This is a genomic window from Mycolicibacterium sp. XJ662 (genome assembly GCF_053484035.1).
Map to the genome: position 1 here is coordinate 280,307 of NZ_JBEFTL010000004.1, position 23,930 is coordinate 304,236.

Sequence of the window (23,930 nt, forward strand, 5' to 3'; positions counted from 1 at the left end):
CGATGGCGGTGGAGTTCCGGATACTCGGCGAAGTCGAGGCGTACAGCGACGGGCGGCGCCTCGACATCGGCCATGCGCGCCAACGCTGTGTGCTCGTCTGCCTGCTCGTCGACGTCAACCGGCCCATCTCGACAGATCAGCTGATCGACCGGATATGGGCCGATGACCCCCCGTACAAGGCTCGTAACGCATTGGCAGCCTACATATCCCGGTTGCGGCAGCCGTTGGCGACCGATGACGTCGAGATCGTCCACGGGCCCGCCGGTTACGTGCTGAGGGCCGATCCGATGTCGATCGACCTGCATCGGTTCCGACACCTGACTTCCGCGGCGCGAGCATGTGCGAATCCTGGTGAGGCGACAGTTCTTTTCAACGAGGCCCTGGGCCTCTGGCGGGGTAAACCGTTCGAGCTCATCGATGCGCCGTGGGCGAACGGCGTGCGCGAAGCCCTCGAACTGGATCGTCTTTCAGTGATGTTGGACCGCAACGATGTCGCGTTGGATGCCGGCAGGCACTCCGATGTGCTTGCGGAACTGACCACGGCACTGGACCGGCATTCTCTTGACGAACGGATGGCCGGCCAGCTGATGCTCGCCCAGTACCGCAGCGGACGACAGGCCGATGCGTTGGACACCTACCGCGCCATGCGTGAGCGGCTCGTCGAGCAGCTCGGTGTGGACCCGAGCCCGTCGCTGCAAGCGGTGCACCGACAGATTCTCGATGGCGACCCGACGTATCCGATCGCACAACCCACCACCGCATCGCGCGATGCGCCTTCGCGCGGAGTGCTGCCCCGGCGGACCGCCCGACTCATCGGCCGCGACGACGACACGGTTCGCGTCGGAGCCGCCCTGACAGACGGCTCGCTGGTCACGCTCACCGGGGTGGGAGGGGTCGGCAAGACCGTCCTCGCCCTCGAGGTGGCCGAACGGAATCAGAGCCGCTTCGCCGACGGCGCCTGGTTCTGCGAACTCGCGCCCATCGACGACGGCGCGGCGGTGGGCCACGCCATCGTGGCGAGCCTACGGTTACAGGAGAAGGCGGGGGTGGGAATCGAGGGGACGGTGATCGAATTCCTGCGCGCGCGCCAGGTCTTGTTGGTGGTCGACAATTGCGAGCACGTTCTCGACGCATGCGCACACCTGGTCGGTCGGATCACGCGCGAGTGCCCGCAGGTCTGCGTGCTGGCCACCAGCAGAAGACCGCTCGCCCTCGCAGGTGAACAGGTCATTCCCGTCGACACCCTCCCGGCCGGGCCAGCCGCCGAACTGTTCGCCGAGCGGGCGAAGGCCAGCCGGCCGGATTTCGACCTCGACAAGGAGCCGGTCGGTGCGGTCGCCGAAATCTGCCGACGCGTCGATGGGCTGCCACTCGCGATCGAGTTGGCCGCCGCCCGAATGCGAGTGATGAACAGCCTGGAAGTGGCCCGCCGCCTGGACCGGCTCCGGCTACTCAGTGGGGGTGCACGTAGCGCGCACCCCAGACAGCAGAGCCTGGCCGCGACGATCGACTGGTCATACCGGCTTCTCGACGAGGACGAACAGTCGTTGTTCGCGCGGCTGTCGATCTTCGCCGGCGGGTTCGATCTGGCTGCAGCGCACGGGGTTTGCGGAGCGGACGGCGCGGCCGAGGACGACACACTCGAGCTGCTTATCGGGCTGGTCGACAAGTCGATGGTGACGGTACGCAGCGGCGCCGACAGGACCCGCTACGGGATTCTGGAAACGCTGCGCGAATACGGCCGCCAACGGCTGCGCGAATCTGAACGCGACACCGAATACGCGCTGCGGCACGCAGAGTACTTCGCTGAGCTCGGCGAGCGCGCGGCTGTCGGAATGCATGGCGCCGACGAGAAAGCGTGGGTGGAGCGGACGCTGCCGGACTACGACAACTTTCGCGTGGCCTTCGAGCGCGCGATGCACGACGGCGACGTCGACCTCGCGCTCCGGCTCATCGCGTCGTCGGCCGAACTCATACATCTGCGGGTCGGTTACGAGGCGGCGGCCTGGGCCCAACGGGTTCTCCCACTGGCCAAACCCGACCACCGCCTCTACGCCGCTGCGGTGGGCCTAGCCGCCCGGGGCGCCTGGAACCGCGGCGATTACCCGCGGGCGCGAGCGCTGGCGGCGCTTGCGGAGGGGCGTGTCCCCGGTGCAGGAAGCGGTCGGGTGGCGTACCCAGCCGACGTGCTCGCCGACGTCGCCATGTACGAGGGGGACGTCGCCTCGGTGCTGGCGTACTACACGTCAGAATTGGAACGAGCCCGTGGTGATAGCGATCCGATCCGCTTGGTGTGGACCCTGTACTACGTAGCGATATGCCACGCGCTGTTGCATACCCCGCACGCCGGCCTGCCTTTCGCCGAGGAATCAGCACGGGTCGCGGACGCCACGGCGAATCCGACGGCACAGTCGATGGCTCGCTACGCGCTGGGCCAAGTGCTCAAGAAGGCCGACCCCCACCGGGCGCAAGCGCTGTTTGATGAGGCGGCAGAACTTGCCGCATCGGTGCAGAACTTCGGGTGGCACGGCCTCGCGTTGAGGGAGGCCGCCGCCATCCGTGCCGTGCACGCTGATCCAGCGACCGCTGCGCGGATGTTCGTTGAAGTGCTGGATATTTGGGACCGGGTTGGCGACTGGAGCAATCAGTGGCCAAGCCTGCAGTACGTGGCAAAGTTGCTGGTCCGCCTCGGTGCCGAAGATGATGTGCGAGCACTGCACCGTGTTCTCGTCGACGCCGGCAAGGCGTCGCCGACGATCCTCGCGCAGATGGCCACCGTGTCCCAGGACCCCGGCGATGTGCTGACCGCCGCCGCAGCGGTCACACGCGCGCGTACCGCACTGCTGCGCTACTTCTGAAACAACACCCTTCGCTGCAACGGATTTCGCGGTACGGCGGCCCGTCGTACGTCGGATCAGAAGAGGCGGGTGATGACCTGCGAGGTCTGAATCCTGATGTTGCAGTCGGAGTCCTTGAAGTGCGCTTGGGCATAGATCTCGTCGTTGTCGTCGAGAACGCCGCTGTCCTCGTTCAAGAAACTCTTCCTCAGCTGGATCTGGGTTCGGTACTCCAAGCCTTGCGAAGTCGCCTTCAGGTAGCCATCGGGATTGTTGTGGGCACCGAGGACCGGCTTGAAGTGTATGTATCGGGCGTCTTCATTTCCCTCGTCGTCGCCGAAGACGTAGTAGTTCATACCGCCTTGGCAGTCACCGTTGTTGATGTTGTTGAGGAAGCCGACCGCGTCGGCTTGCGGCATCGCAAAGCGTCCAAGAATGGCCAGCAGGTAGTTTCCCTGGTTCTGAGGGTCCTGGATGATGTGCAGCGTCGCGCCCGTCGGGCCGGGCGCCGCTAGGGCCGGCGCCGGACCGCTCATCAGCCCGAAAGCGGTGCCGACCGCGGCCGCACCACTCGTCATCCATGCCACTGTTTTTCGTGCGTTCATTTCACTTCTCCTGTTCTGATGAGCCGGATTACGGCTTGGGATAGACGGTTCAACGGTGCGCGGAGACGTTTCGGTAACGCTGACGCGTTCCTGAAATGTGCTCGTGGCAGCGGATGATCAGGTGATTTCACAGCGGCCGAATCAGTGCCCAAGCCCGAAGGGGCAGCCTGATCGGGTCACTGACAACGCCGAAGGAGATCGACATGACCACTCTGGATGAGAACGCCGACCGAGCACTGAAGGTTAAGCACCGCGCGCTGTGGGCGTCCGGCGACTACCCGGCGTTGGCCTCGCAGATGATCGCGGAGTTGGGCCGAGAACTCGTGCGCGCCTGCGGTGTTCGACCGGGCGACCGGGTCCTCGACGTGGCAGCCGGCTCCGGCAACGCGTCGATTCCAGCCGCGGCCGCCGGCGGGATCGTCACCGCCAGCGATCTCACACCGGAACTCTTCGCGCCCGGAAAGACATCCGCCGACCAGCACGGTGTGGAGTTGGAATGGGTCGAAGCCGACGCCGAGGCGTTGCCGTTCGCCGACAACAGCTTCGACGTCGTGATGTCCTGTGTCGGGGTGATGTTCGCTCCGCATCATCAGGCCGCTGCCGACGAGATGGTTCGGGTAGTGCGTCCCGGCGGGACGGTCGCGATGATCAACTGGACGCCGCAGGGTTTCATCGGAAACCTGTTCGCGACCATGAAGCCGTACGCCCCGCCGTCCCCGCCGGGTGCCGCCGCGCCGCCGCTGTGGGGCGACGAGGCGTACGTCTCGGCGCTGTTCGGTGACCGGGTCAGCGACCTGACGATGCGACGGCAGACCGTCGTACTCGACGGGTGTGCCGACCCGACAGAGTTCCGCGAGTACTGGAAACGCAACTACGGCCCCACCATCGCGACGTACGCGTTCAACGCCGGTCGGCCCGATCAGGTCCAGGCGCTCGACTGTGACTTCCTCGGCTTCCTCACCGAGTGGAACCGCGGCCGGCAGGGGCAGGCGTACTGGGAGGCGGAGTACCTGCTGGTCACCGCGACAAAGCGGGGAGCCGCTACGTTCAGATGAACACCTGTTCATCTAGACATATATAGGTGCCGGTCTTAGGCTCGGGTGGTGACTGTCCAACACGTCGCCATGCATATGAGCGACGGCATCGTCAACGCGCCGACATCGGCGGTGTGCGGCCTCATCGCGGTGGTAGCCGTCGGGTTCAGCGCGATGAAGGCTCGCACCGAACTCGACGAGCGCACCGTGCCGTTGGCCGGGCTCGTCGCCGCATTCATCTTCGCGGTGCAGATGATCAACTTCCCGATCCTGCCCGGCGTCAGCGGCCACCTGCTGGGCGGCGCGCTGGCGGCGATCCTGGTCGGCCCGTACACCGGGGCGCTGTGCATCGCGATCGTGCTGGTGGTGCAGTCGCTGCTGTTCGCCGATGGCGGCGTCACCGCGCTGGGCACCAACATCATCAACATGGCGGTCATCGGGGTCGCGGCCGGCTACGCGACGGCGGTGGCGCTGTACAGTCTGGCTCGCAGGCGCGCCGAGGTGCCGGTCGCCGGCCTGGGCATCGTTGCGTTCATCGCTGCGCTGATCGGCACAGTCTGCGCGGCAATGGGATTCGTCATCGAGTACGCGATCGGCGGGGCTGCAGCGACGTCGATGGCGGCGGTGACCGGATACATGCTGGGCACCCACGCCCTGATCGGAGTCGGTGAGGGGCTGATCACCGCGGTGACCGTGATGGCCGTCGCGCGGGCGCGTCCCGATCTGGTTTACCTTCTGCGCCGGGCACGCACCGAGGTGTCCGCATGAAATCGCGGTGGCAGTTCTGGGTCGGGTTCGCGGTCGTCACGCTGCTGATCGCGGGGGTGGTGTCGTACTTCGCCAGCTCCAGCCCGGACGGTCTGGACTCCGCGACGCTGCGCGGCTGTGAAGTCGTCGAAACCACCGACGGCGAAGAGTTGCGCGGCGACTGCATCGCCCAGCACGCCGACGCGCACGGTCTCGCCTCGTCACCGTTGGCCGACTACGCGATCGGTGGGCGCGACGGCACCGGTGGACTGGCCGGGATCGTCGGGGTGCTGGCCACGGTCGTGGTCGCGGGTTCGGCGTTCTGGTTGATCAGCCGGAGCCGACGCTAGCCATGGGCGCCGGTGCCCACCCGCTCTACCGCCACGACGATTCGGCGGTGCACCGGGCACCCGCCGAGGTCAAGATCGTCTGCCTGCTGGTGTTCGTGCTCGCCGTCGTGGCCACTCCGCGGGAGATGTTCTGGCCGTTCGCCGTTTACGCGACGGTCATCGTCGCGGTGTGGCGGCTGGCGCGGATCCCGCTGCGGTGGGTGCTGCCGCGGATGCTGATCGAGGCGCCGTTTCTGGTGCTGGCGGTGCTGCTACCGTTCGCCGAGGGGGGCACCCGCGTCGAGGTTGCCGGACTGCAGCTTTCGGTGAGCGGGTTGTGGGCTGCGTGGGGCATCGTCATCAAGGGCACGCTCGGCGTGGCCGCCGCGCTGACCGTCGCGGCCACCACCTCGACGACCGAGTTACCCGCCGCGCTGGGCCGGCTGGGTGTGCCCGCCGTGGCGACGTCGGTGCTGGTGTTGATGATCCGATACGTCGACCTGCTGGCCGCGGAGGCCGGCCGGATGCGGATGGCCCGGATCTCGCGCGGCGACTCCCCGCGGGCACTGCATCAGGCCGGTGCGATCGCCAGGGGTATCGGTGCGTTGTTCCTGCGGTCCTACGAGCGTGGTGAGCGGGTGTACGTCGCGATGCTGTCCCGCGGATTCGACGGCAGGGCACCGGATCTGGCGGTCATCGGCGCGCCACCGCGGGCGGCCGCCGCGCAGTGGGCCGTCGCGCTGATCCCGGCGTACGCCGCCGTCACGGTATCGGTGCTGGCATGGGTGACGCGATGACGGCGATCGGCATCGAGGCGTTGCGCTACGTCTACCCCGACGGGCAGGTCGCGCTCGACCATGTCGACCTCACCGTCGCACCCGGCGAGCGGATCGCCGTCCTGGGCCCCAACGGCGCGGGTAAGACCACGCTGATGCTGCACCTCAACGGTGTGCTCACCGCCACGTCCGGTTCGGTCGAGATCTGCGGTATCCCGTTGAACCGCAAGACAGTTCAAGATATCCGCCGACGGGTCGGGTTGGTCTTCCAGGACCCCGACGACCAGCTGTTCATGCCGACCGTCGCGCAGGACGTCGCGTTCGGCCCGGCTAACTTCGGTGTGCGCGGTGACGCGCTGGCCACCCGCGTGACCCGGGCATTGGACGCGGTGTCGCTGGCCAACCACGCCGACCGCAGCCCGACGCATCTGTCCGCCGGACAGCGCAGGCGCGCCGCGCTGGCCACCGTGTTGGCCTGCGAGCCCGATATTCTCGTTCTCGACGAGCCGTCGGCCAACCTCGACCCGGTCGCGCGCCGGGAGCTTGCCGAGGCGCTGGCCGGACTCGACGCCACGATGCTGATCGTCACCCACGACCTGCCCTATGCGGCCCAACTGTGCGAGCGGGCGGTCGTGATGGACAGCGGTGTCATCGTCGCCGACGGCGCGATCAACGAGATCCTCGCCGACACCGACCTGCTCGCCGCGCACCGCCTCGAGCTGCCGTGGGGTTTCTCGGTCACCACCTAGCCGCCTTACCCGCGAGCAGACGCAGAAGGTCCCATTTGCAGCCAGAAAAAGGGCCTTCTGCGTCTGCTCGGCAGGCGGCAAGCTAGTGGCGCTTGGACGGCGGCCACGGCGGTTCACCGCACAACGCCAGCAACGCGTTTTCGACGACCTCGGGCAGGGCGGGATGAATCCAGTACTGCCCGCGCGCCATTTCCTGGGCGGGCAGACCGAAGCTCATGGCCTGGATGAGGGGCTGGATGAGCGAGGACGCCTGATGGCCCATGATGTGCGCGCCGAGCAACAGGCCGGTGTCGCCGTCGACGATCACCTTGGCGACACCGGTGCTGTCTTCCATCGCCCACCCGTAGGCGACGTCGCCGTAATCCTGCACCTTGACCCGGACATCGAAACCCTGTGCCCGGGCCTGGTTTTCGGTCAGTCCCACGCTGGCGATCTGCGGATCGGTGAACACCGCAGAGGGCACGTAGCGGTGATCCGACGGCCACAACGCGTCGGTGTCGTCCCAGTCCTGCAACAGGTTGTTGCGCACCACCCGCGCTTCGTGGTTGGCGACATGCTTGAGCTGGTACTCCGACGACACGTCGCCGAGCGCGAAAACACCACGCGCGGTGGTCCGCTGATAGTCGTCGACGACGACGCGACCGTAATCGGTCACCTTGATCCCGGCCTGCTCGGCGTCGAGCAGGTCACCGTTGGGCACCCGGCCGGTCGCGACCAGCAGCGCGTCGCCGCGCATCTTCGTGCCGTCCTGGCAGGTGACCTCGACACCGTCGCCGACTTGGCGCGCGTCGACGACCTCGAGATGGTCGCGGATCGCCCACTTCTTCGCGGCCAGATCGGTGAAACGCATGACGATTTCGTCGTCGTGGCCGCGAAGCAGCGTACTGCCGCGCAGGATCATGGTGACCTGAGCGCCCAGCGCGGAGAAGATATGGGCGAACTCGCAACCCACAAAGCCGCCGCCGATGATGATCAGATGCTCGGGCACCTCGGCGATGCGCATGACGTTGTCGCTGGTGTAGTAGGGCACGCCGCATTCGGCGATGGGGTCGGGGACCACCGCACGGGACCCGGCCGCGATGACCACCTGGTCGGCGGTCAACTCGTCGCCCTCCTCGGTGCGCAACGTGTAGCGGCCGTCGGGTCGGGTCGGCCCGAACCGGGTGTGGCTGGCGAACACCTCGACGTTGGGTGAGGCACGCCGGTAGTTCTCGCCGCTGAGCGCGATCGGGTCGATGCGCCCGAACACCCGCGAGACGATATCGGGCCACCGCACCCCGTCGATGTGGGCATCGACTCCGTAACGCGCTGACTCCGTCACGTTTTGAGCGATGTCGGCGGCGTAGACGAACATCTTCGTCGGGATGCAGCCGACGTTGAGGCAGGTGCCGCCGAACACTCCCTTCTCACAGATCGCCACCTTCTTGTCGGTGTAGCGCTCATCGAGAATCGAGTTGCCCGAACCGGTGCCGATGATCGCGATGTCGAAATGGGTCATGGTGTTCGTCCTCGTTCGGAATGCGGGGCGGCTTGGCCGATCTCGCTGATGTAGGAGTCCAGCCACCCGTCGAGTTCACGGTAGGCCTGCCGGCGTACGTCGGGCACCGACAGAAACACGTCGTGTTTGGCGTCGGTGACCGGCACGATCGTGCTTCGGTTACCGATACACCCTGCCCATCGGGCGATCTGCTCGACATCCAGCACCGCGTCGCCGCGCTGGATGTCCTCGACCCGCTCGGAGGCCTCCCGCACGCTGCGGTCCGAGCGCAGGATCAGGTTGGGCACGCCGACGTCGAGGCCGCGGTGCAGCTGGGCATGTCCGCGCCGGATGGCGTGCAGCCAGCCCAGCTTGACCGGAAAGCCGCCGACCGGTTTCCATTTCAGGTCGTAGTCGAACTCGCCGTGGTAGTCGCGGTGCAGGGTGGTGCCGTAGCCGACCTGCGTGGGACGGCGCACCACCCAGCGTTTGCATATCCGCGACGCCGCCCTGATCGCCGCGGTGGTCGGCAACGCACGCAGCAGCGCCGGACCCTGCAGATCCAGCCACGGGCTGTTCAATATCAGGCCGGTCACCCGTTTGCGCGCGGTCAGCCCCCGTCGGCGCAACCCGTCCAGCCACAGCGACACGATCAGCCCGCCGGCCGAATGTCCGTAGACCAGCACATCGGGCTGCTGTAGCTCTTCGCCGATCACGTCGAGGGCGCGGTCGAGTTCGGTGAAGTAGCGAGACAGGTCCGTGGTGAAGTGCGGGGTCTGTCCCTCACGCCGGGAGCGGCCGCATTTGTGCAGGTCCACCGCGTAGAAGACGAAGCCGCACGCGGCGAAATGGTCGGCGAGCTCGGTGTTGAAGAAATAGTCGGTGTAGCCGTGCACCAGCAGCACCGCCCGACTCGCCGACGGGTCGACATCACCGCGACGCACCAGGGTGGCGACCAGCTCACCTTCCCCGTCAGGGTCCGGTCCGAGCGCCATCGAATGCTGCCGGTAACCAGGCAGCACATCGGCCTGCCATTCGGGCACGGTTGCAACCTTAGTCGGCGACACACCGTCGGCGGTTTCCCGTTAACGCGTCGGGCTAACCTGAGGTGACCACGCCCAACGGCCATGCGACGACGGAGGACCGACCACCAGTGCCTGACCATGTACCGACAGCGGCGGCGGAATGACCGTTGCGCTCCGTCGCAGTTGGGCCAAGGATCTCGACGCCGCGACGCTCTACGAGCTGTTGAAGCTGCGGGTCGAGGTGTTCGTCGTCGAACAGGCCACCCCCTATCCCGAGCTCGACGGACGCGATCTGCTCGCCGAGACCCGCCATTTCTGGTTGGAAGCCGCCGACAACGAGGTCATCTGCACACTGCGGCTGATGGAGGAACATCCCGGCGGGCAGAAAGGATTTCGGGTCGGCCGGGTGTGCACCAAACGCCAAGCGCGCGGGCGCGGCCACGCCACCCGGCTGCTTTCGGCCGCCTTGGCCGAAGTAGGCGACTACCCGTGCCGGGTCGATGCGCAGATATACCTGGAGGCCATGTATGCCCACCACGGGTTCGTCCGTGATGGTGAAGAGTTTGTCGACGACGGAATCCCCCACGTACCGATGGTGAAATCATGACCTATCCCTTCAGCGCGATCGTCGGCCACGACCGGTTACGGCTGGCCTTGGTGCTGTGCGCGATTCGACCGGACATCGGCGGCGTGTTGATCCGCGGGGAGAAGGGGACCGCGAAGTCGACCGCGGTGCGCGGGCTGGCCGCGGTGCTGGCCGCCGTGGACGACGACGCCTCGCTGGTCGAGTTACCGATCGGCGCCACCGAGGACCGCGTGGTCGGATCGCTGGACCTGCAGAAGGTGCTGCGCGATGGCGAGCATGCGTTCTCACCGGGCCTGCTGGCCCGCGCGCACGGCGGTGTGCTCTACGTCGACGAGGTGAACCTGCTGCACGACCACCTGGTCGACGTGCTGCTCGACGCCGCCGCGATGGGCCGGGTGCACATCGAACGCGACGGCGTCTCGCACAGCCACGACGCCCGGTTCGTGCTCATCGGCACCATGAATCCCGAAGAGGGCGAACTTCGCCCACAGCTGCTGGACCGGTTCGGGCTGACCGTCGACGTGCGCGCGTCCCGCGACGTCGACGTCCGCGTCGACGTGATCCGGCAGCGGATGGCCTATGAGGCCGACCCCGCCGGGTTCGCCGCGGCCTACGCCGACGACGACGCCGAGCTTGCCCGCCGGATCGCCGAAGCCCGCAAGACCGTCGAATCAGTGACGTTGCCGGACAGCGAGTTACGGCGTATCGCGGCGCTGTGCGCGGCCTTCGACGTCGACGGTATGCGCGCCGACCTCGTCGTCGCGCGCACCGCGGTGGCACACGCCGCCTGGCGCGGCGCCGAAACCGTTGGCGAAGCAGATATTCGGGTCGCCGCCGAGTTGGCGCTGCCACACCGTCGGCGCCGCGACCCGTTCGACGACCCCGGGCTGGATCCCGAACAGCTCGACCAGGCGATGGAAGAGGCAGGCGAATCCGCCGAGCAGGAACCGGAACCCGAACCGGATCCCGATCCCGATCCGGATCCGTCCGGCGGTGGGGGCGAGACAGCACCGGATAGCACCGGGCCACAAAGCAACACCGGTGGTTCCTCGCGGCCGAGCGCACCGCCGTCGGCGGTGTACCGCACCCGCTCACTGGTGGTCCCGGGAGTCGGGGAGGGCGCGCCCGGGCGCCGGTCTCGGGCGCGTAACCGGACTGGTAAGACCATCGCCGCCTCGGCCGACCGCAACGCCGGCCACGGCGTGCACGTGTTCGGAACACTGCTGGCCGCCGCGGAACACCAACGCGGCGCGGGGCGACCGCGCCCGGGACCCGACGACGTGCGCCGCGCCATCCGCGAAGGCCGCGAAGGCAATCTGGTGATCTTCGTGGTCGACGCGTCGGGGTCGATGGCCGCGCGCGACCGGATGGCGGCGGTCGGCGGCGCCGCGCTGTCGCTGCTGCGCGACGCCTACCAACGCCGCGACAAGGTCGCTGTGATCACGTTCCGTCAGCAGTCCGCGCAGGTGCTGCTGCCGCCGACGTCGTCGGTGCACATCGCCAGCCGCCGGCTGGCCCGCTTCGATACCGGCGGTAAAACCCCACTGGCACAAGGCTTGTTGACCGCTCGCGACGTGGTGGTCCGGGAGAAGGCACGCGACCGCGCGCGGCGCAGCCTGGTGGTGGTGCTCACCGACGGACGCGCGACCGGGGGGGCCGACCCGCTGGGGCGGGCCCGCGAAGCCGCCGCCCGGCTGGTGGCCGAGGGCGCGGCCGCCGTCGTGGTCGACTGCGAAACCTCCTATGTGCGACTGGGTCTCGCCGAACAGCTGGCCCAGCAGCTGGGCGCGCCTGCGGTACGGTTGGCCCAGCTGCGTGCCGACAACCTCACCGACGTGATCCGCAGCGCCGCCTGATGTGGGCCCACACGAAGTAGGGGAGAGTCCGACATGCCGCAGGGCCAACCGCTCACCGTCCCCGATGACGGGTTGACGACACGGAAACGCCGCAACGCCCCACTGCTCGCGGTGCACACCGGCGCGGGTAAAGGTAAGTCCACCGCGGCGTTCGGGATGGCGTTGCGGGCCTGGAACCAGGGTTTTGACATCGCGGTGTTCCAGTTCGTCAAGAGCGCCAAGTGGAAGGTCGGCGAGGAGGCGGCGTTTCGACAGTTGGGCCGACTGCACGAGGAGCAAGGCGTGGGCGGGCCCGTCGAGTGGCACAAGATGGGCTCGGGCTGGTCGTGGACGCGTAAGCAGGGCAGCGACGAGGATCACGCGTCGGCGGCACGCGACGGCTGGGCCGAGATCGCGCGCCGCCTCGCCGACGAGCGCCACGACTTCTACGTGCTCGACGAATTCACCTACCCGCTGAAGTGGGGCTGGGTCGACGTCGACGAGGTGGTCGCCACGTTGGCCGCGCGGCCCGGCACCCAACACGTCGTCATTACCGGCCGCGACGCCCCCGCCGCGTTGCTCGACGCCGCCGACCTGGTCACCGAGATGACCAAGGTCAAGCACCCGATGGACGTCGGCCGCAAGGGTCAGAAGGGCATCGAGTGGTGACCCTCGCGCCGCGACCCTTACCCCTCGCGCGAGCGTGCGTGAACTCGCGCTATTCACGGGCGTGTCGCCCGCAAACACGCACGCTCGCCGAACAAGCCGAGGATCGAGCGTGAGCTGGTCGACGCCCGCGCTGGTCATCGCCGCGCCGGCATCCGGCAGCGGAAAGACCACCGTGGCAACCGGTTTGATCGGTGCGCTGCGACAGGCGGGACGCGCCGTCGCGCCGTTCAAGGTCGGGCCGGACTACATCGACCCCGGCTATCACACCCTGGCCGCGCAGCGCCCCGGGCGCAACCTCGATCCGGTACTGGTCGGCGAACACTTGATCGGACCGCTGTACCGGCACGGCAGCGCCGCTGCCGACATCGCGGTCGTCGAAGGAGTCATGGGCCTCTTCGACGGGCAGATCGACAGCAGCAACCCGTCGAACGCCGCGGCCGGGTCCACGGCCCAGGTCGCGGGCATGCTCGGTGCGCCGGTGATCCTCGTCGTCGACGCGCGCGGTCAGAGTCACAGCATCGCCGCACTGCTGCACGGGTTTTCGACGTTCGACCATTCCGTGCGCATCGCGGGGGTGATCCTCAACCGCGTCGGCTCCGCCCGCCACGAACAGGTGTTGCGCCAGGCGTGTGAACACGCGGGCGTCCCGGTGTTCGGCGTCATCCCGCGCACAGACGAACTAGCCGTTCCGTCACGGCATCTCGGGCTCGTCACGGCCGTCGAGTACGGCGCGCGGGCGCGGGCCGCCGTCGAGGCGATGGTCGCGCTGGTGGCTCGCCATGTCGACCTGGCGGCTCTGACCGCGGTGGCCGGCAGCCATGTCAGCGCCGCACCGTGGGATCCGGCCGCGGCCGCGCCCGCCGCAGACCACGTCACCGTCGCGTTGGCGGCCGGCAAGGCGTTCAGCTTCGGCTACGCCGAACACCGCGAACTGCTTTGCGCCGCCGGCGCCGAGGTGGTCGAATTCGATCCGCTCACCGATCCGCTGCCGCCCGACACCGCCGCACTGGTCATCCCCGGCGGGTTCCCCGAGCAGTTCAGCACCGAGCTGTCGGCCAACGACCCTGTGCGCCAGCAGATCAAGGCGCTCGCGGACGCCGGCGCGCCGGTACACGCCGAGTGCGCAGGGCTGACCTATCTGGTCGACGAACTCGACGGGTACCCGATGTGCGGGGTGCTGTCCGGCGCCGCACGCTTCACCGACCGGCTCACGCTCGGTTACCGGCAGGGCGTCGCCGTGGCCGGCTCAGCGCTGCACACGGTCGGGCAGCGGGTGATGGGACACGAATTTCACCGCACCGCAGTGCAGTTCGCTGACAGCTATCCACCGGCGTGGGTCTATGAGGGAAACACGGGTACCCCGGTGCGCGACGGCGCCGTCGACGCCGGAGTACACGCCGGCTACCTACACACCCACCCCGCCGCGCACCCGGGCGCGATCACCCGTTTCGTCACCGCAGCCGCAACCTCTAGGCTGCCACGGTGACTGAGAACGCCTACCTCGTCGGCCTGCGCCTGACCGGTAAGAAAGTCGTGGTCGTCGGGGGCGGCACGGTCGCGCAGCGCAGGCTGCCGCTGTTGGTGGCCAACGGCGCCGACGTGCACGTCATCACCCCCGCAGCCACCCCGGCGGTCGAAGCCCTGAGCAAGCAGAATCCCGGAATCACGCTGGAGCTCAGAACATTTCGGGAAGGTGACCTCGAGGACGCCTGGTACGTCATCGCCGCAACCAACGATCCGGCCGTCAACGCCGCCGTCGTCGCCGAAGCCGAACGCCACCGCATCTTCTGCGTGCGCGCCGACGTGGCCCGCGAGGGCACGGCCGTCACGCCGGCGTCGTTCGAATACGAAGGCCTATCCGTCGGCGTGCTGGCCGGCGGCGACCATCGAAGGTCGGCGGCCATTCGCTCGGCGATCCACGAGGCGATGCAGAGCGGGCTGATCGCGCCCGGCGACACCCCCGGCGTCGTGGCGGGCGGCATCGCGCTGGTCGGTGGGGGCCCCGGTGACCCCGAACTGATCACCGTCCGCGGCCGGCGGCTGCTGTCGCACGCCGACGTCGTCGTCGCCGACCGGCTCGCCCCACAGGAAATGCTCGCCGAACTGGCACCGCACGTCGAGGTGATCGACGCTTCCAAGATCCCCTACGGCCGGGCGATGGCCCAGGACGCGATCAACGCGGTGCTCATCGAGCGGGCCCGCGCCGGCAAGTTCGTCGTGCGGCTCAAGGGCGGCGATCCGTTCGTGTTCGCGCGCGGCTACGAGGAGGTGCTCGCGTGCGTCGACGCCGGAATCCCGGTCACCGTCGTGCCCGGAGTGACCAGCGCCATAGGCGTGCCCGCGTTGGCGGGCGTTCCGGTCACCCATCGCGGCGTCACGCACGAATTCGTGGTGGTCAGCGGCCATGTTGCGCCCGGACACCCCGAATCGTTAGTCAATTGGGATGCCCTGGCCGCGCTTTCGGGCACCATCGTTTTGCTGATGGCTGTCGAACGCATCGAATTATTCAGCAAGGTGCTGATGGCAGGCGGTCGACCTGCGGATACGCCGGTGCTGGTGGTGCAGCACGGCACCACCGCGTCGCAGCGGACGTTGCGGGCGACGCTCGCCGATGCGGCGGAACGGATCCGGGAGGACGGGATTCGACCGCCGGCGATCATCGTGATCGGCTCGGTGGCAGCGTTCGGCGGTTAAAGGATTTCTAAGATTACTGTAAGGTAACCCGTTATGACGGCTCTCAATGACGCAGCGCGAGCAGCGATGCGCCGTGACGCCGAGGGCGGGGCAAATCGGTCACAACCCGTACGCGGGGGCCGCGCCGCTGCCCAGCGAACGGGTCAGGTACCGGTATGGCAACCGTCGCGACGGTTCTTCGCGGCGGTTATCGCCATCGGCGGCATGCAGTTGCTGGCCACCATGGACAGCACCATCGCCATCGTCGCGCTGCCGAAGATTCAAGACGAGCTCAGCCTGTCCGATGCGGGCCGCAGCTGGGTCATCACCGCCTACGTGCTGGCGTTCGGCGGGCTGATGCTGCTGGGCGGCCGGCTCGGCGACACCATCGGCCGCAAGCGCACCTTCATCGTCGGTGTCACGCTGTTCACGATCGCCTCGATCCTGTGCGGCATCGCATGGGACGAGACCACGCTGGTGGTCGCCCGGCTGCTGCAGGGTGTGGGCGCCGCGATCGCCTCACCGACCGGGTTGGCGCTGATCGCCACGACGTTCCCCAAGGGACCGTCGCGCAACGCCGCCACCGCGGTGTTCGCCGCGATGACCGGCGTCGGCTCGGTGATGGGTCTGGTCGTCGGCGGTGCGCTGACCGAGGTGTCTTGGCGGCTGGCGTTCCTGGTGAACGTCCCGATCGGGTTGCTGGTGGTCTACCTGGCCCGCACCACCCTGCGTGAGACACACCGCGAGCGGCTCAAGCTCGACGCTGCGGGCGCGATCCTGGCCACGCTGGGCTGCACGGCCGCGGTGTTCGCGTTCTCGATGGGGCCCGAGCAGGGCTGGCTGTCCCCGGTGACGCTGGGCTCCGGGACCGCCGCACTGGCCTTCCTGGTCGCGTTCCTCTACGTCGAACGCAGCGCGGAGAACCCCGTCGTGCCGTTCGAGCTGTTCAAGGACCGCAACCGGGTCGCCACCTTCGCCGCGATCTTCTTGGCCGGCGGCGTGATGTTCACGCTGACCGTGCTGATCGGGCTCTACGTGCAAGACATCATGGGCTACACACCGCTGCGCGCGGGCATCGGCTTCATCCCGTTCGTCATCGCGCTCGGTATCGGGCTGGGCCTGTCGTCGCACCTGGTGTCGCTGTTCCCGCCGCGCCTGCTGGTGATCGCCGGCGGCGTGCTGGTGCTCGGCGCGATGATCTACGGCTCCACGCTGCACGGCGACATCCCGTACTTCCCGAACCTGGTCATCCCCATCACCGTCGGCGGGTTCGGCATCGGCATGATCGTGGTGCCGCTGACCGTGTCGGCCATCGCCGGTGTCGGCTTCGACCAGATCGGCCCGGTGTCGGCGATCGCGCTGATGCTGCAGAACCTGGGCGGCCCGCTGGTACTGGCGGTCATCCAGGCCGTGATCACCTCGCGCACGCTGTACCTGGGCGGCACCACCGGCCCGGTGCACAACATGGACAGCGCGCAGTTGCACGCGCTGGACCAGGGCTACACCTACGGCCTGCTGTGGGTGGCCGCGGTCGCGGTGATCGTCGGCGTCGCGGCGCTGTTCATCGGCTACACCGCAGCGCAGGTCGCGCACGCGCAGGAAGTCAAGGACGCGATCGACCAGGGAGAGCTTTAGCTCGACATTCGACCAGGAGAGCTTTAGCTCGACCGCTGCAGTTCCGAGGCGACCGTCCGCAGGGCGGCGACGACGGCCAGCACCTCGTCGCTCGGCGTGCGCGCGGTCAGTGCCACCGTGGTGCGTCCCTCCCAACTCGGATCCTCAACGCGCACGATCGCGACCCCGTCGGGGACCGACAGGGCCGCCAGCTCCGGCATCAGGCAGACTCCGAGGCCGGCGGCCACCATCCCCAGCCGGGCGGGCCAGCCCTTAACCCGATAGCCGATGATGGGCTCGGTGAGCGTCGGCCATGCGGTGAACTGCGGGTCACCGGGGGCCCCGACGCCGATGATCCACGCTTCGGTGACCAGTTCCCGCACCGGGACCCGGCCGGCCCCCGCGAGTCGATGGCTGTCGGGGACCGCCACACACATGTCCCCGGCGTACACCCGGTGCCGGCGTAACCCGTCGAAGTCGTAGTCGGGCAGGCCCGTACCCGTCGCCGTCACGGCCACGTCGAGCCGGCCGGCGCGCAGATCCCGCAGCAGCGTCGACGTCGACGCCTCGCGCAGCGCGACGACCAGCCCCGGGTGTTCGACGGCCAGCCGGGCCACCGTGCGCGGCACCAGCACCGCCATCGCGGCGGGGAAGGCGCCGACCCCCACCCGCCCCGCGAGCCGGTCACCGAGGCTGTCGAGGTCGTGTCGGAGGGCGCTGACCGCCCCGAGGATGCGGGCCGCGTGCTCCACGACTGCGGTACCGGCGGGGGTGACGCTGACGCCGCGCACCTCACGGACAAACAGCCGGTATCCCATGGCCGACTCCATCGCCGCCACCTGGCGGGAAATCGCCGGCTGGGAGTAGCCGAGCGCACGGGCCGCAGCGGTGAACGATCCGGCCAGGGCGATTTCGCGGCACACCCGCAGTCCCTCCAGCGTCACGTCCGCCATCCGCTCACCTTAGGCATACGCGTTCCGTATGGCTATTCGCCGATCTACTCATCGTCGGCATGGATTTGTGGGCGACCCGCACCGGTTGCACCGGACGAAGGCCAACGAGAGGACAACGACATGAGCAGGACCTGGTTCATTACCGGCGCCTCGCGCGGCATGGGCCGCGCGCTCGTCGAGCAAGCGCTCGAGCGTGGTGACACCGTGGCCGCCACGCTGCGGCAGCCCGCGCTGCTCGACGACCTGGCCGACCAGTACGGCGGGCGGCTGTGGCGCCGAGCGCTGGACGTCACCGACACCGAGGCGCTGCGCGCGGTGGTCGCCGACGCGTTCGCCACCTTCGGCCGCATCGACGTGGTCGTGTCCAACGCCGGCTACGGCGTGTTCGGGGCGGCCGAAGACCTCACCGACCAGCACTTCGAACAGATCATCGCGACCAATCTGACCGCATCGATCCATTTGGCCCGGGCGGCAATAGCGCCGCTGCGCGCCCAAGGGGGTGGGCTCTTGATGCAGATGTCGAGCATGGGTGGGCACATGGCTTTCCCCGCGTTTTCGGCCTATCACGCGACCAAATGGGGAATCGAGGGCTTCTACGAGTCACTGGCCCGCGAGGTCGAACCGTTCGGCATCCGCACCACCCTCGTCGCGCCCGGTGTGGTGCGCACCGGCTTCTTCGACGCGGCGCCCCAGATCGCGGTCAGCGCGCCCTACCGCGGCGGCCCCGCCGATCGGCCACCCGTCAGCGTCGACGGCATGCCCGACAGCCCGGAGAAGGCGGCCGCCGCGATCCTCCGCGCCGCCGACTCCGAGGCCCCGCCACGGCGCCTGGTCCTGGGTTCCGACGCGTGGATCCAGATCACCGGCGCGTTGCAGGACCGGCTGGCCGCGGTCGCCGAACAGCGCGTGAACGCGGCCACCGTCGATTTCTAGCGGGTCGGGCGGACTTCGGTACTCAACGCCGACATCCCCTGTGGGTAGGGTGGCTATCCATGTCTGCCGGGTCGACGGACCACACGCCGCCCTCGGCGGCTCCGCTGGCGTCGAAGGTGTTGGGACCGGCGATCTTCGCGATCACCGGCATGCAGCTGATGGCGACGCTCGACGGCACCATCGTGATCGTCGCGCTACCGCGGATGCAGGCCGACCTCGGGCTCACCGATGCGAGCAAGAGCTGGGTGATCACCGCCTACGTGCTGGCGTTCGGCGGCCTGCTGCTGCTCGGCGGGCGCGTCGGCGACGCCATCGGCCACAAACGTGCGTTTCTGTCCGGCGTCGGGGTGTTCACGATCGCCTCGCTGGCCTGCGGTCTGGCCAACGACCCGACCACGCTGATCGTGGCGCGCGCGGTACAGGGCACCGGCGCGGCGGTGGCCGCGCCCACCGGGCTGGCGCTGATCGCGACGACGTACGCCGTCGGTCAGGCCCGTAACCGGGCCCTGGCGATCTCGGCGGCCATGCAGGGCATCGGCTCGGTGCTGGGGCTGGTGCTCGGCGGCGCGCTGACGGTGATCTCGTGGCGGCTGGCGTTTCTGATCAACGTGCCGATCGGCATCGTGATCGTCGCGGTAGCGGTGTACTACCTCGCCGAAACTCACCACGAACGGCTCAAACTCGACGTCGCCGGTGCGCTGCTGGCCACGCTCGGCTGCACGTCGGCGGTGCTCGTCTTCACCCAGGGCCCGCCGCGCGGGTGGGTCGATCCGCTGGTGATCGGCGCCGCGGTGGCCGCGGCGGTGTTCTTCATCGGCTTCCTGCTCGTCGAGCGCACCGCCGCGCATCCGATCGTGCCGTTCTCGGTGTTCGACAACCGCAACCGGGTGATGACGTTCGTGGCGCTGTTTCTGGCCGGCGGGGTGCTGCTGACGCTGACGGTGATGATCGGTCTGCTCGTGCAGGACGTGCTCGGTTACACGGCGCTGGAGGCCGGCGTCGGCTTCATCCCGTTCGCGCTCGCGTTCGGCATCGGCAGCGCGGTCGCCGCCAAGCTGGCGCCGCGGATCGCCCCACGCTGGCTGATCATCGGCGGCGGCGTGTTCGTCCTCGGGGCGATGCTGTACGGCTCGACGCTGGACCGCAGCATCCCGTACTTCCCGGACCTGTTCGCCCCGATCGTCGTCGGCGGGTTCGGCATCGGGATGATCGCGGTGATCCTGCCGCTGTGCGCCATCGCCGGAGTGGGCCCCGGTGAGATCGGCCCGGTGTCGTCGATCACGCTGATGGTGCAGAACCTGGGCGGTCCGCTGGTGCTCGTGGTCATCCAGGCCGTGCAGACCTCGCGCACGCTGTACCTGGGCGGCACCACCGGGCCCGTCAAGGACATGACGCCCGCCGAGCTCGACGCGTTGGGATACGGCTACACGTACTCGCTGCTGTGGGTGGCCGGTGTCGCGGTGATCGTCGGCGTCGCTGCATTCTTCATCCGGTTCTCGTCCCGCCAGATCGCCACCGCACAGCACACCCGCGAAGCGGTGGAGGCCGGCGAGCTGTAACCCAGGACGACCGTGAGCGACAAGGACGCGGATCAGTAAGGTTGTCGGCTGTGATCACCCGCATGTCGGAGCTGTTTCTACGGACCCTGCGCGACGACCCGGCCGACGCCGAGGTTCCCAGCCACAAGCTGCTGATCCGGGCGGGCTACATCCGCCCGGTCGGGCCGGGGCTGTACAGCTGGCTGCCGCTGGGGCTGAAGGTGCTGCGCAAGGTCGAACGCATCGTGCGCGAGGAGATGACCGCCATCGGCGGCCAGGAGATCCTGTTTCCGGCGCTGCTGCCCAAGGCGCCCTACGAGACCACCAACCGCTGGACCGAGTACGGCGACAGCGTGTTTCGGCTGCAGGACCGGCGTGGCAACGACTACATGCTCGGACCGACCCACGAAGAGTTCTTCACGATGACGGTCAAGGGTGAGTACAGCAGCTACAAGGACTTCCCGCTGCTGCTGTTCCAGATCCAGACCAAATACCGCGACGAGGCCCGGCCCCGGGCGGGGATTCTGCGCGGGCGCGAGTTCGTCATGAAGGACTCGTACTCCTTCGACGTCGACGACGACGGCCTGCGCGCGGCCTACGCGCGCCATCGCGACGCCTACCAACGCATCTTCGACCGCCTCGGTCTGCGCTACGTCATCGTCTCGGCGACGTCGGGGGCGATGGGCGGCAGCGCCTCCGAGGAGTTCCTGGCCGAAAGCGACATCGGCGAAGACACGTTCGTGCGCTGCCTGGAATCCGGCTACGCCGCCAACGTCGAGGCGGTCACCACCGTCGCGCCGCCGGCGCCGGCGATCGACGGCCAACCCGAAGCCAAGGTGTACAACACCCCCGGCACCCCGACCATCGCCACGCTGGTCGAATGGGCCAACGCCACGCTGGACCGTGAGGTCACCGCCGCCGACACGCTCAAGAACGTCATGCTCAAGGTGCGCCAACCCGGCGGCGAGTGGGAACTGCTGGCGGTCGGGGTGCCCGGCGACCGCGAGGTCGACGACAAACGCCTCGACGCGGCGCTCGAACCCGCCGAGTACGCGCTGCTCGACGACGCCGACTTCGCCAAGTACCCGTTTCTGGTCAAGGGCTATATCGGCCCGAAGGCATTGGGGGCCAACGGTGTTCGCTATCTGGTGGACCCGCGGGTGGTGGACGGCACGGCGTGGATCACCGGGGCCGACGAGCCCGGCAAGCATGTGGTCGGGCTGGTCGCAGGCCGTGACTTCGTCGCCGACGGCACCATCGAGGCCGCCGAGGTGCGCGACGGCGACCCGTCCCCGGACGGGGCCGGGCCGCTGGTGTCCGCGCGCGGTATCGAGATCGGCCACATCTTCCAGCTGGGCCGCAAGTACACCGAGGCGTTCGAGGTCGACGTGCTCGGCGAGGACGGTAAGCCGGTGCGGCTGACGATGGGCTCCTACGGCATCGGGGTGTCGCGGCTGGTCGCCGTGATCGCCGAGCAAAACCACGACGAGATCGGGCTGCGTTGGCCGGCAACGGTTTCACCGTTCGACGCCCACGTGGTGATCGCCAACAAGGACGCCGCCGCGCGTGCCGGCGCCGAGGAGTTGGCCGCCGAACTGGACCGGCTCGGCGTCGAGGTGCTGCTCGACGACCGCACCGCATCGCCGGGGGTCAAGTTCAAAGACGCCGAACTGCTCGGCGTGCCATGGATTGTCGTCGTCGGGCGCGGCTGGGCCGGCGGCGTGGTGGAGCTGCGCAACCGGTTCACCGGTGAGACACGGGAGATCGCCGTCGCGAACGCGGCCGCCGACGTCGCCGCGGCGCTCGGATAGCGGACCGGACCCGTGCCGCCGGATGCGTCGAAGACCAGGGACCAACTGCTCGACGCCGCGGCCCGCGCCTTCGCCGCCGACGGCGTCTTCAACGCGTCGCTGATCGACATCACACGCAAGGCCGGGCAGCGCAACCGGGCGGCGTTGCGCTACCACTTCGGCTCCCGCGACGGCATCCTGTGCGCGGTCATCGACCGGCACGCGGACTTCCTCGCGCGGCGCGAACGCGACCTGCTCGACGTCGCGCTGACCACACCCCACGAGCAGCTCGCCCCGGTTCTGGAGGCCATCGTGCGGCCCGCGGCCGAGTTGGCCGACAGCGGCTGGCGCGGGCGCTGCTGCCTGCTGATCATCGCCGAGCTGACCGGTGAGGACCGGGCGGCCTACAGCGCAGAGCTGCAGGCGGTGCTGGCCCGCACCGGCGGCAACGAAGTCTACGAACTGCTCACGGCCCGAACGCAATTCCTCACCGACGAGCTGCGGATCGAGCGGTTCTCGCTTGTCGCGATGTTCGTGCTGCGCGCGATCGCCGACCGCGCCCGCCTGCTGGAGCGCACGGGTCGGCGCGGCCGCCCGCAGCTGGCCTACGAGCCGTTCGTCGCCAACCTGATCGCCATGGCGACCGCGGCCATGACCGCGCCCGTGCCGTTGACATAAGCACCGCTGCTTACTACGGTTGCCCCGTGCGGTCGGGGAGGTGTGGGTGAGGGCAGTTCAAGTGATGCGCCACGGTGATCCGGTGGAAGTGCTTGCCGTGCAGGATGTTCCAGAACCCGAACCCGGGCCGGGTGAGGTGCGGATCGCAGTCTCTGCGGCATCGCTGAACTTCGGTGACATCGCACGCTGCCGCGGCACCGTCGCCAGCGTGACCGGCGAGCCGCCGTTCACGATCGGGATGGACGTCTGCGGTGTCGTCGACCGCGCCGGCGAAGGCGCCGCCGAATGGCTGGGGCGGCGGGTGGTGGCGATGACCAAACAGTCGCTGGGTGGCATCGCCGAGTCCGCGATCGCCCCGGCGGCGACGGTGTTCGACGCCCCACCCGAACTCGACGATGCCCACGCCGCGGCGTTCACGCTGCCGTTTCACGTCAGCTATCTCGCGCTGCACCGGCGCGCGCACCTGGCGGCGGGGGAGCGGCTGCTGGTCGTGGGCGGGGCGAGCGCGGTCGGCACCGCGGCGATCCAGCTCGGTGTCGCCGCGGGCGCCCAGGTGCTCGCCGTGGCCGGTGGGCCCGAGAAGGTCAAGGTGTGCGAAGCGCTGGGCGCCACCGGCGTCGACCACACGGCCGCGGACCTGTTCGACGCGGTCATCGCCCACACCGGCGGCCACGGCGCCGATGTCGCGTTCGACGTGGTCGGCGGCCAGCGCACCGAGGAGATCTGGACGTGTCTGGCCCGGGAGGCCCGCTACCTGCCGGTCGGCTTCAACGACGACCCGCAGGCCGGGTTGACCGGCCGGCCGTTGCGTAAGGTCTGCATGGGCAACTTCTCGGTGCTCGGTGTCATCCTCGCTTACGGCGAATTACCCACGGAATTCCGCAGATTCGGGCTCAACTTTTTTTCTGCCGAAGTCGGCAGGGAGGTCCACCGCGCGCTGCTCGAACTCGTCGCGACCCGCGCGGTGCGACCGGTGGTCGGGCGCCGGGTGACGATGGATGAGGTGGCGGGCGCCCTGCAGGACCACGAGCAGCGCCGCACCACCGGGCGCACCGTCGTCGTCCTCGGACGCGGATAGGGCG

Annotated in this window: 21 protein-coding genes; 17 read left to right on the forward strand and 4 right to left on the reverse strand. The window is 68.7% G+C overall.

Translation table 11 applies throughout. The annotated features are described in order from the left end of the window. Window positions 1-2: 2 nt before the first annotated feature. Window positions 3-2,858 carry an AfsR/SARP family transcriptional regulator gene (locus tag ABQE93_RS14840; protein ID WP_448408289.1) on the forward strand — a complete coding sequence of 952 codons (2,856 nt, stop codon included), beginning with the start codon at window positions 3-5 and terminating at the stop codon, window positions 2,856-2,858. A 56-nt stretch (window positions 2,859-2,914) separates the two neighbouring features. Here ABQE93_RS14840 and ABQE93_RS14845 read toward each other — a convergent pair whose 3' ends face one another. Next, window positions 2,915-3,442, reverse strand: coding sequence for a hypothetical protein (locus tag ABQE93_RS14845; RefSeq protein WP_448438066.1), 528 nt, complete (start codon window positions 3,440-3,442; stop codon window positions 2,915-2,917). A gap of 203 nt (window positions 3,443-3,645) precedes the next feature. Here ABQE93_RS14845 and ABQE93_RS14850 point away from each other — a divergent pair, with 203 nt between their 5' ends. The 5 genes from ABQE93_RS14850 to ABQE93_RS14870 are packed head-to-tail and all read left to right on the forward strand — an operon-like array spanning window position 3,646 to window position 7,077. Further along, on the forward strand, window positions 3,646-4,497 hold the full coding sequence (locus ABQE93_RS14850; RefSeq protein WP_448408286.1) for a class I SAM-dependent methyltransferase: 852 nt from the start codon (window positions 3,646-3,648) through the stop codon (window positions 4,495-4,497). 48 nt (window positions 4,498-4,545) lie between these two features. Further along, on the forward strand, window positions 4,546-5,244 hold the full coding sequence (locus tag ABQE93_RS14855; RefSeq protein ID WP_448408285.1) for an energy-coupling factor ABC transporter permease: 699 nt from the start codon (window positions 4,546-4,548) through the stop codon (window positions 5,242-5,244). Beyond that, window positions 5,241-5,573, forward strand: a complete 333-nt coding sequence (locus tag ABQE93_RS14860; protein ID WP_448408284.1) for a PDGLE domain-containing protein — start codon at window positions 5,241-5,243, stop codon at window positions 5,571-5,573. Before ABQE93_RS14855 ends, ABQE93_RS14860 begins: the two co-directional genes overlap by 4 nt. Before the next feature lie 2 nt (window positions 5,574-5,575). Further along, window positions 5,576-6,349 carry a cobalt ECF transporter T component CbiQ gene (gene cbiQ, locus ABQE93_RS14865; protein WP_448408282.1) on the forward strand — a complete coding sequence of 258 codons (774 nt, stop codon included), beginning with the start codon at window positions 5,576-5,578 and terminating at the stop codon, window positions 6,347-6,349. Continuing rightward, complete coding sequence (locus ABQE93_RS14870) at window positions 6,334-7,077, forward strand: energy-coupling factor ABC transporter ATP-binding protein (protein WP_448408281.1); 744 nt, start codon at window positions 6,334-6,336, stop codon at window positions 7,075-7,077. The genes cbiQ and ABQE93_RS14870 overlap by 16 nt, the downstream gene beginning before the upstream one ends. An 82-nt stretch (window positions 7,078-7,159) precedes the next feature. Here ABQE93_RS14870 and mtr read toward each other — a convergent pair whose 3' ends face one another. Beyond that, window positions 7,160-8,575 (reverse strand): mycothione reductase, encoded by a 1,416-nt coding sequence (gene mtr / locus ABQE93_RS14875; protein ID WP_448408280.1) that lies wholly within the window; start codon window positions 8,573-8,575, stop codon window positions 7,160-7,162. Next, window positions 8,572-9,597 (reverse strand): alpha/beta hydrolase, encoded by a 1,026-nt coding sequence (locus ABQE93_RS14880; protein WP_448408279.1) that lies wholly within the window; start codon window positions 9,595-9,597, stop codon window positions 8,572-8,574. Before ABQE93_RS14880 ends, mtr begins: the two co-directional genes overlap by 4 nt. A 142-nt stretch (window positions 9,598-9,739) precedes the next feature. On the opposite strand from ABQE93_RS14880, the gene ABQE93_RS14885 reads away from it, so the two are divergent. The 6 genes from ABQE93_RS14885 to ABQE93_RS14910 all read left to right on the forward strand — a co-directional run bounded on the left by ABQE93_RS14885 (window position 9,740) and on the right by ABQE93_RS14910 (window position 16,977). After that, on the forward strand, window positions 9,740-10,186 hold the full coding sequence (locus tag ABQE93_RS14885) for a GNAT family N-acetyltransferase (protein ID WP_448408277.1): 447 nt from the start codon (window positions 9,740-9,742) through the stop codon (window positions 10,184-10,186). Next, window positions 10,183-12,021, forward strand: coding sequence for a magnesium chelatase subunit D family protein (locus ABQE93_RS14890; protein ID WP_448408275.1), 1,839 nt, complete (start codon window positions 10,183-10,185; stop codon window positions 12,019-12,021). Before ABQE93_RS14885 ends, ABQE93_RS14890 begins: the two co-directional genes overlap by 4 nt. Before the next feature lie 33 nt (window positions 12,022-12,054). Then, window positions 12,055-12,669 (forward strand): cob(I)yrinic acid a,c-diamide adenosyltransferase, encoded by a 615-nt coding sequence (gene cobO, locus ABQE93_RS14895; protein WP_448408274.1) that lies wholly within the window; start codon window positions 12,055-12,057, stop codon window positions 12,667-12,669. 109 nt (window positions 12,670-12,778) lie between these two features. After that, a complete protein-coding gene (locus ABQE93_RS14900; protein ID WP_448408272.1) occupies window positions 12,779-14,155 on the forward strand; it encodes a cobyrinic acid a,c-diamide synthase CobB in 1,377 nt (458 codons plus the stop codon). Further along, complete coding sequence (gene cobA / locus ABQE93_RS14905) at window positions 14,152-15,363, forward strand: uroporphyrinogen-III C-methyltransferase (RefSeq protein ID WP_448408271.1); 1,212 nt, start codon at window positions 14,152-14,154, stop codon at window positions 15,361-15,363. The genes ABQE93_RS14900 and cobA overlap by 4 nt, the downstream gene beginning before the upstream one ends. Before the next feature lie 33 nt (window positions 15,364-15,396). Continuing rightward, on the forward strand, window positions 15,397-16,977 hold the full coding sequence (locus ABQE93_RS14910) for an MFS transporter (protein WP_448408269.1): 1,581 nt from the start codon (window positions 15,397-15,399) through the stop codon (window positions 16,975-16,977). 23 nt (window positions 16,978-17,000) lie between these two features. On the opposite strand, the gene ABQE93_RS14915 is transcribed toward ABQE93_RS14910, so the two are convergent. Continuing rightward, on the reverse strand, window positions 17,001-17,909 hold the full coding sequence (locus tag ABQE93_RS14915) for a LysR family transcriptional regulator (RefSeq protein WP_448408267.1): 909 nt from the start codon (window positions 17,907-17,909) through the stop codon (window positions 17,001-17,003). Window positions 17,910-18,029: 120 nt separating this feature from the next. On the opposite strand from ABQE93_RS14915, the gene ABQE93_RS14920 reads away from it, so the two are divergent. Genes ABQE93_RS14920 through ABQE93_RS14940 form a run of 5 tightly spaced genes read left to right on the forward strand, consistent with a single transcriptional unit; the run spans window position 18,030 to window position 23,926 of the window. After that, window positions 18,030-18,842 carry an SDR family oxidoreductase gene (locus tag ABQE93_RS14920; protein ID WP_448408265.1) on the forward strand — a complete coding sequence of 271 codons (813 nt, stop codon included), beginning with the start codon at window positions 18,030-18,032 and terminating at the stop codon, window positions 18,840-18,842. A 59-nt stretch (window positions 18,843-18,901) separates the two neighbouring features. Beyond that, complete coding sequence (locus tag ABQE93_RS14925) at window positions 18,902-20,401, forward strand: MFS transporter (protein WP_448408263.1); 1,500 nt, start codon at window positions 18,902-18,904, stop codon at window positions 20,399-20,401. A gap of 50 nt (window positions 20,402-20,451) precedes the next feature. After that, a complete protein-coding gene (locus tag ABQE93_RS14930) occupies window positions 20,452-22,191 on the forward strand; it encodes a proline--tRNA ligase (RefSeq protein ID WP_448408262.1) in 1,740 nt (579 codons plus the stop codon). A gap of 12 nt (window positions 22,192-22,203) precedes the next feature. Beyond that, window positions 22,204-22,848, forward strand: coding sequence for a TetR/AcrR family transcriptional regulator (locus ABQE93_RS14935; RefSeq protein ID WP_448408260.1), 645 nt, complete (start codon window positions 22,204-22,206; stop codon window positions 22,846-22,848). A gap of 46 nt (window positions 22,849-22,894) precedes the next feature. Next, window positions 22,895-23,926: a zinc-binding dehydrogenase gene (locus tag ABQE93_RS14940; protein WP_448408259.1), complete on the forward strand. Its 1,032-nt coding sequence runs from the start codon at window positions 22,895-22,897 to the stop codon at window positions 23,924-23,926. Window positions 23,927-23,930 lie beyond the last annotated feature (4 nt).

Coding starts and splice junctions, on each gene's coding strand:
- cbiQ (WP_448408282.1), top strand. CDS start 5,576: ATGGGCGCCGGTGCCCACCCGCTCTACCGCCACGACGATTCGGCGGTG.
- mtr (WP_448408280.1), bottom strand. CDS start 8,575: ATGACCCATTTCGACATCGCGATCATCGGCACCGGTTCGGGCAACTCG.
- ABQE93_RS14925 (WP_448408263.1), top strand. CDS start 18,902: ATGTCTGCCGGGTCGACGGACCACACGCCGCCCTCGGCGGCTCCGCTG.
- ABQE93_RS14860 (WP_448408284.1), top strand. CDS start 5,241: ATGAAATCGCGGTGGCAGTTCTGGGTCGGGTTCGCGGTCGTCACGCTG.
- ABQE93_RS14910 (WP_448408269.1), top strand. CDS start 15,397: ATGACGGCTCTCAATGACGCAGCGCGAGCAGCGATGCGCCGTGACGCC.
- ABQE93_RS14885 (WP_448408277.1), top strand. CDS start 9,740: ATGACCGTTGCGCTCCGTCGCAGTTGGGCCAAGGATCTCGACGCCGCG.
- cobO (WP_448408274.1), top strand. CDS start 12,055: ATGCCGCAGGGCCAACCGCTCACCGTCCCCGATGACGGGTTGACGACA.
- ABQE93_RS14920 (WP_448408265.1), top strand. CDS start 18,030: ATGAGCAGGACCTGGTTCATTACCGGCGCCTCGCGCGGCATGGGCCGC.
- ABQE93_RS14845 (WP_448438066.1), bottom strand. CDS start 3,442: ATGAACGCACGAAAAACAGTGGCATGGATGACGAGTGGTGCGGCCGCG.
- ABQE93_RS14915 (WP_448408267.1), bottom strand. CDS start 17,909: ATGGCGGACGTGACGCTGGAGGGACTGCGGGTGTGCCGCGAAATCGCC.
- ABQE93_RS14850 (WP_448408286.1), top strand. CDS start 3,646: ATGACCACTCTGGATGAGAACGCCGACCGAGCACTGAAGGTTAAGCAC.
- ABQE93_RS14840 (WP_448408289.1), top strand. CDS start 3: ATGGCGGTGGAGTTCCGGATACTCGGCGAAGTCGAGGCGTACAGCGAC.
- ABQE93_RS14870 (WP_448408281.1), top strand. CDS start 6,334: ATGGGTGACGCGATGACGGCGATCGGCATCGAGGCGTTGCGCTACGTC.
- ABQE93_RS14890 (WP_448408275.1), top strand. CDS start 10,183: ATGACCTATCCCTTCAGCGCGATCGTCGGCCACGACCGGTTACGGCTG.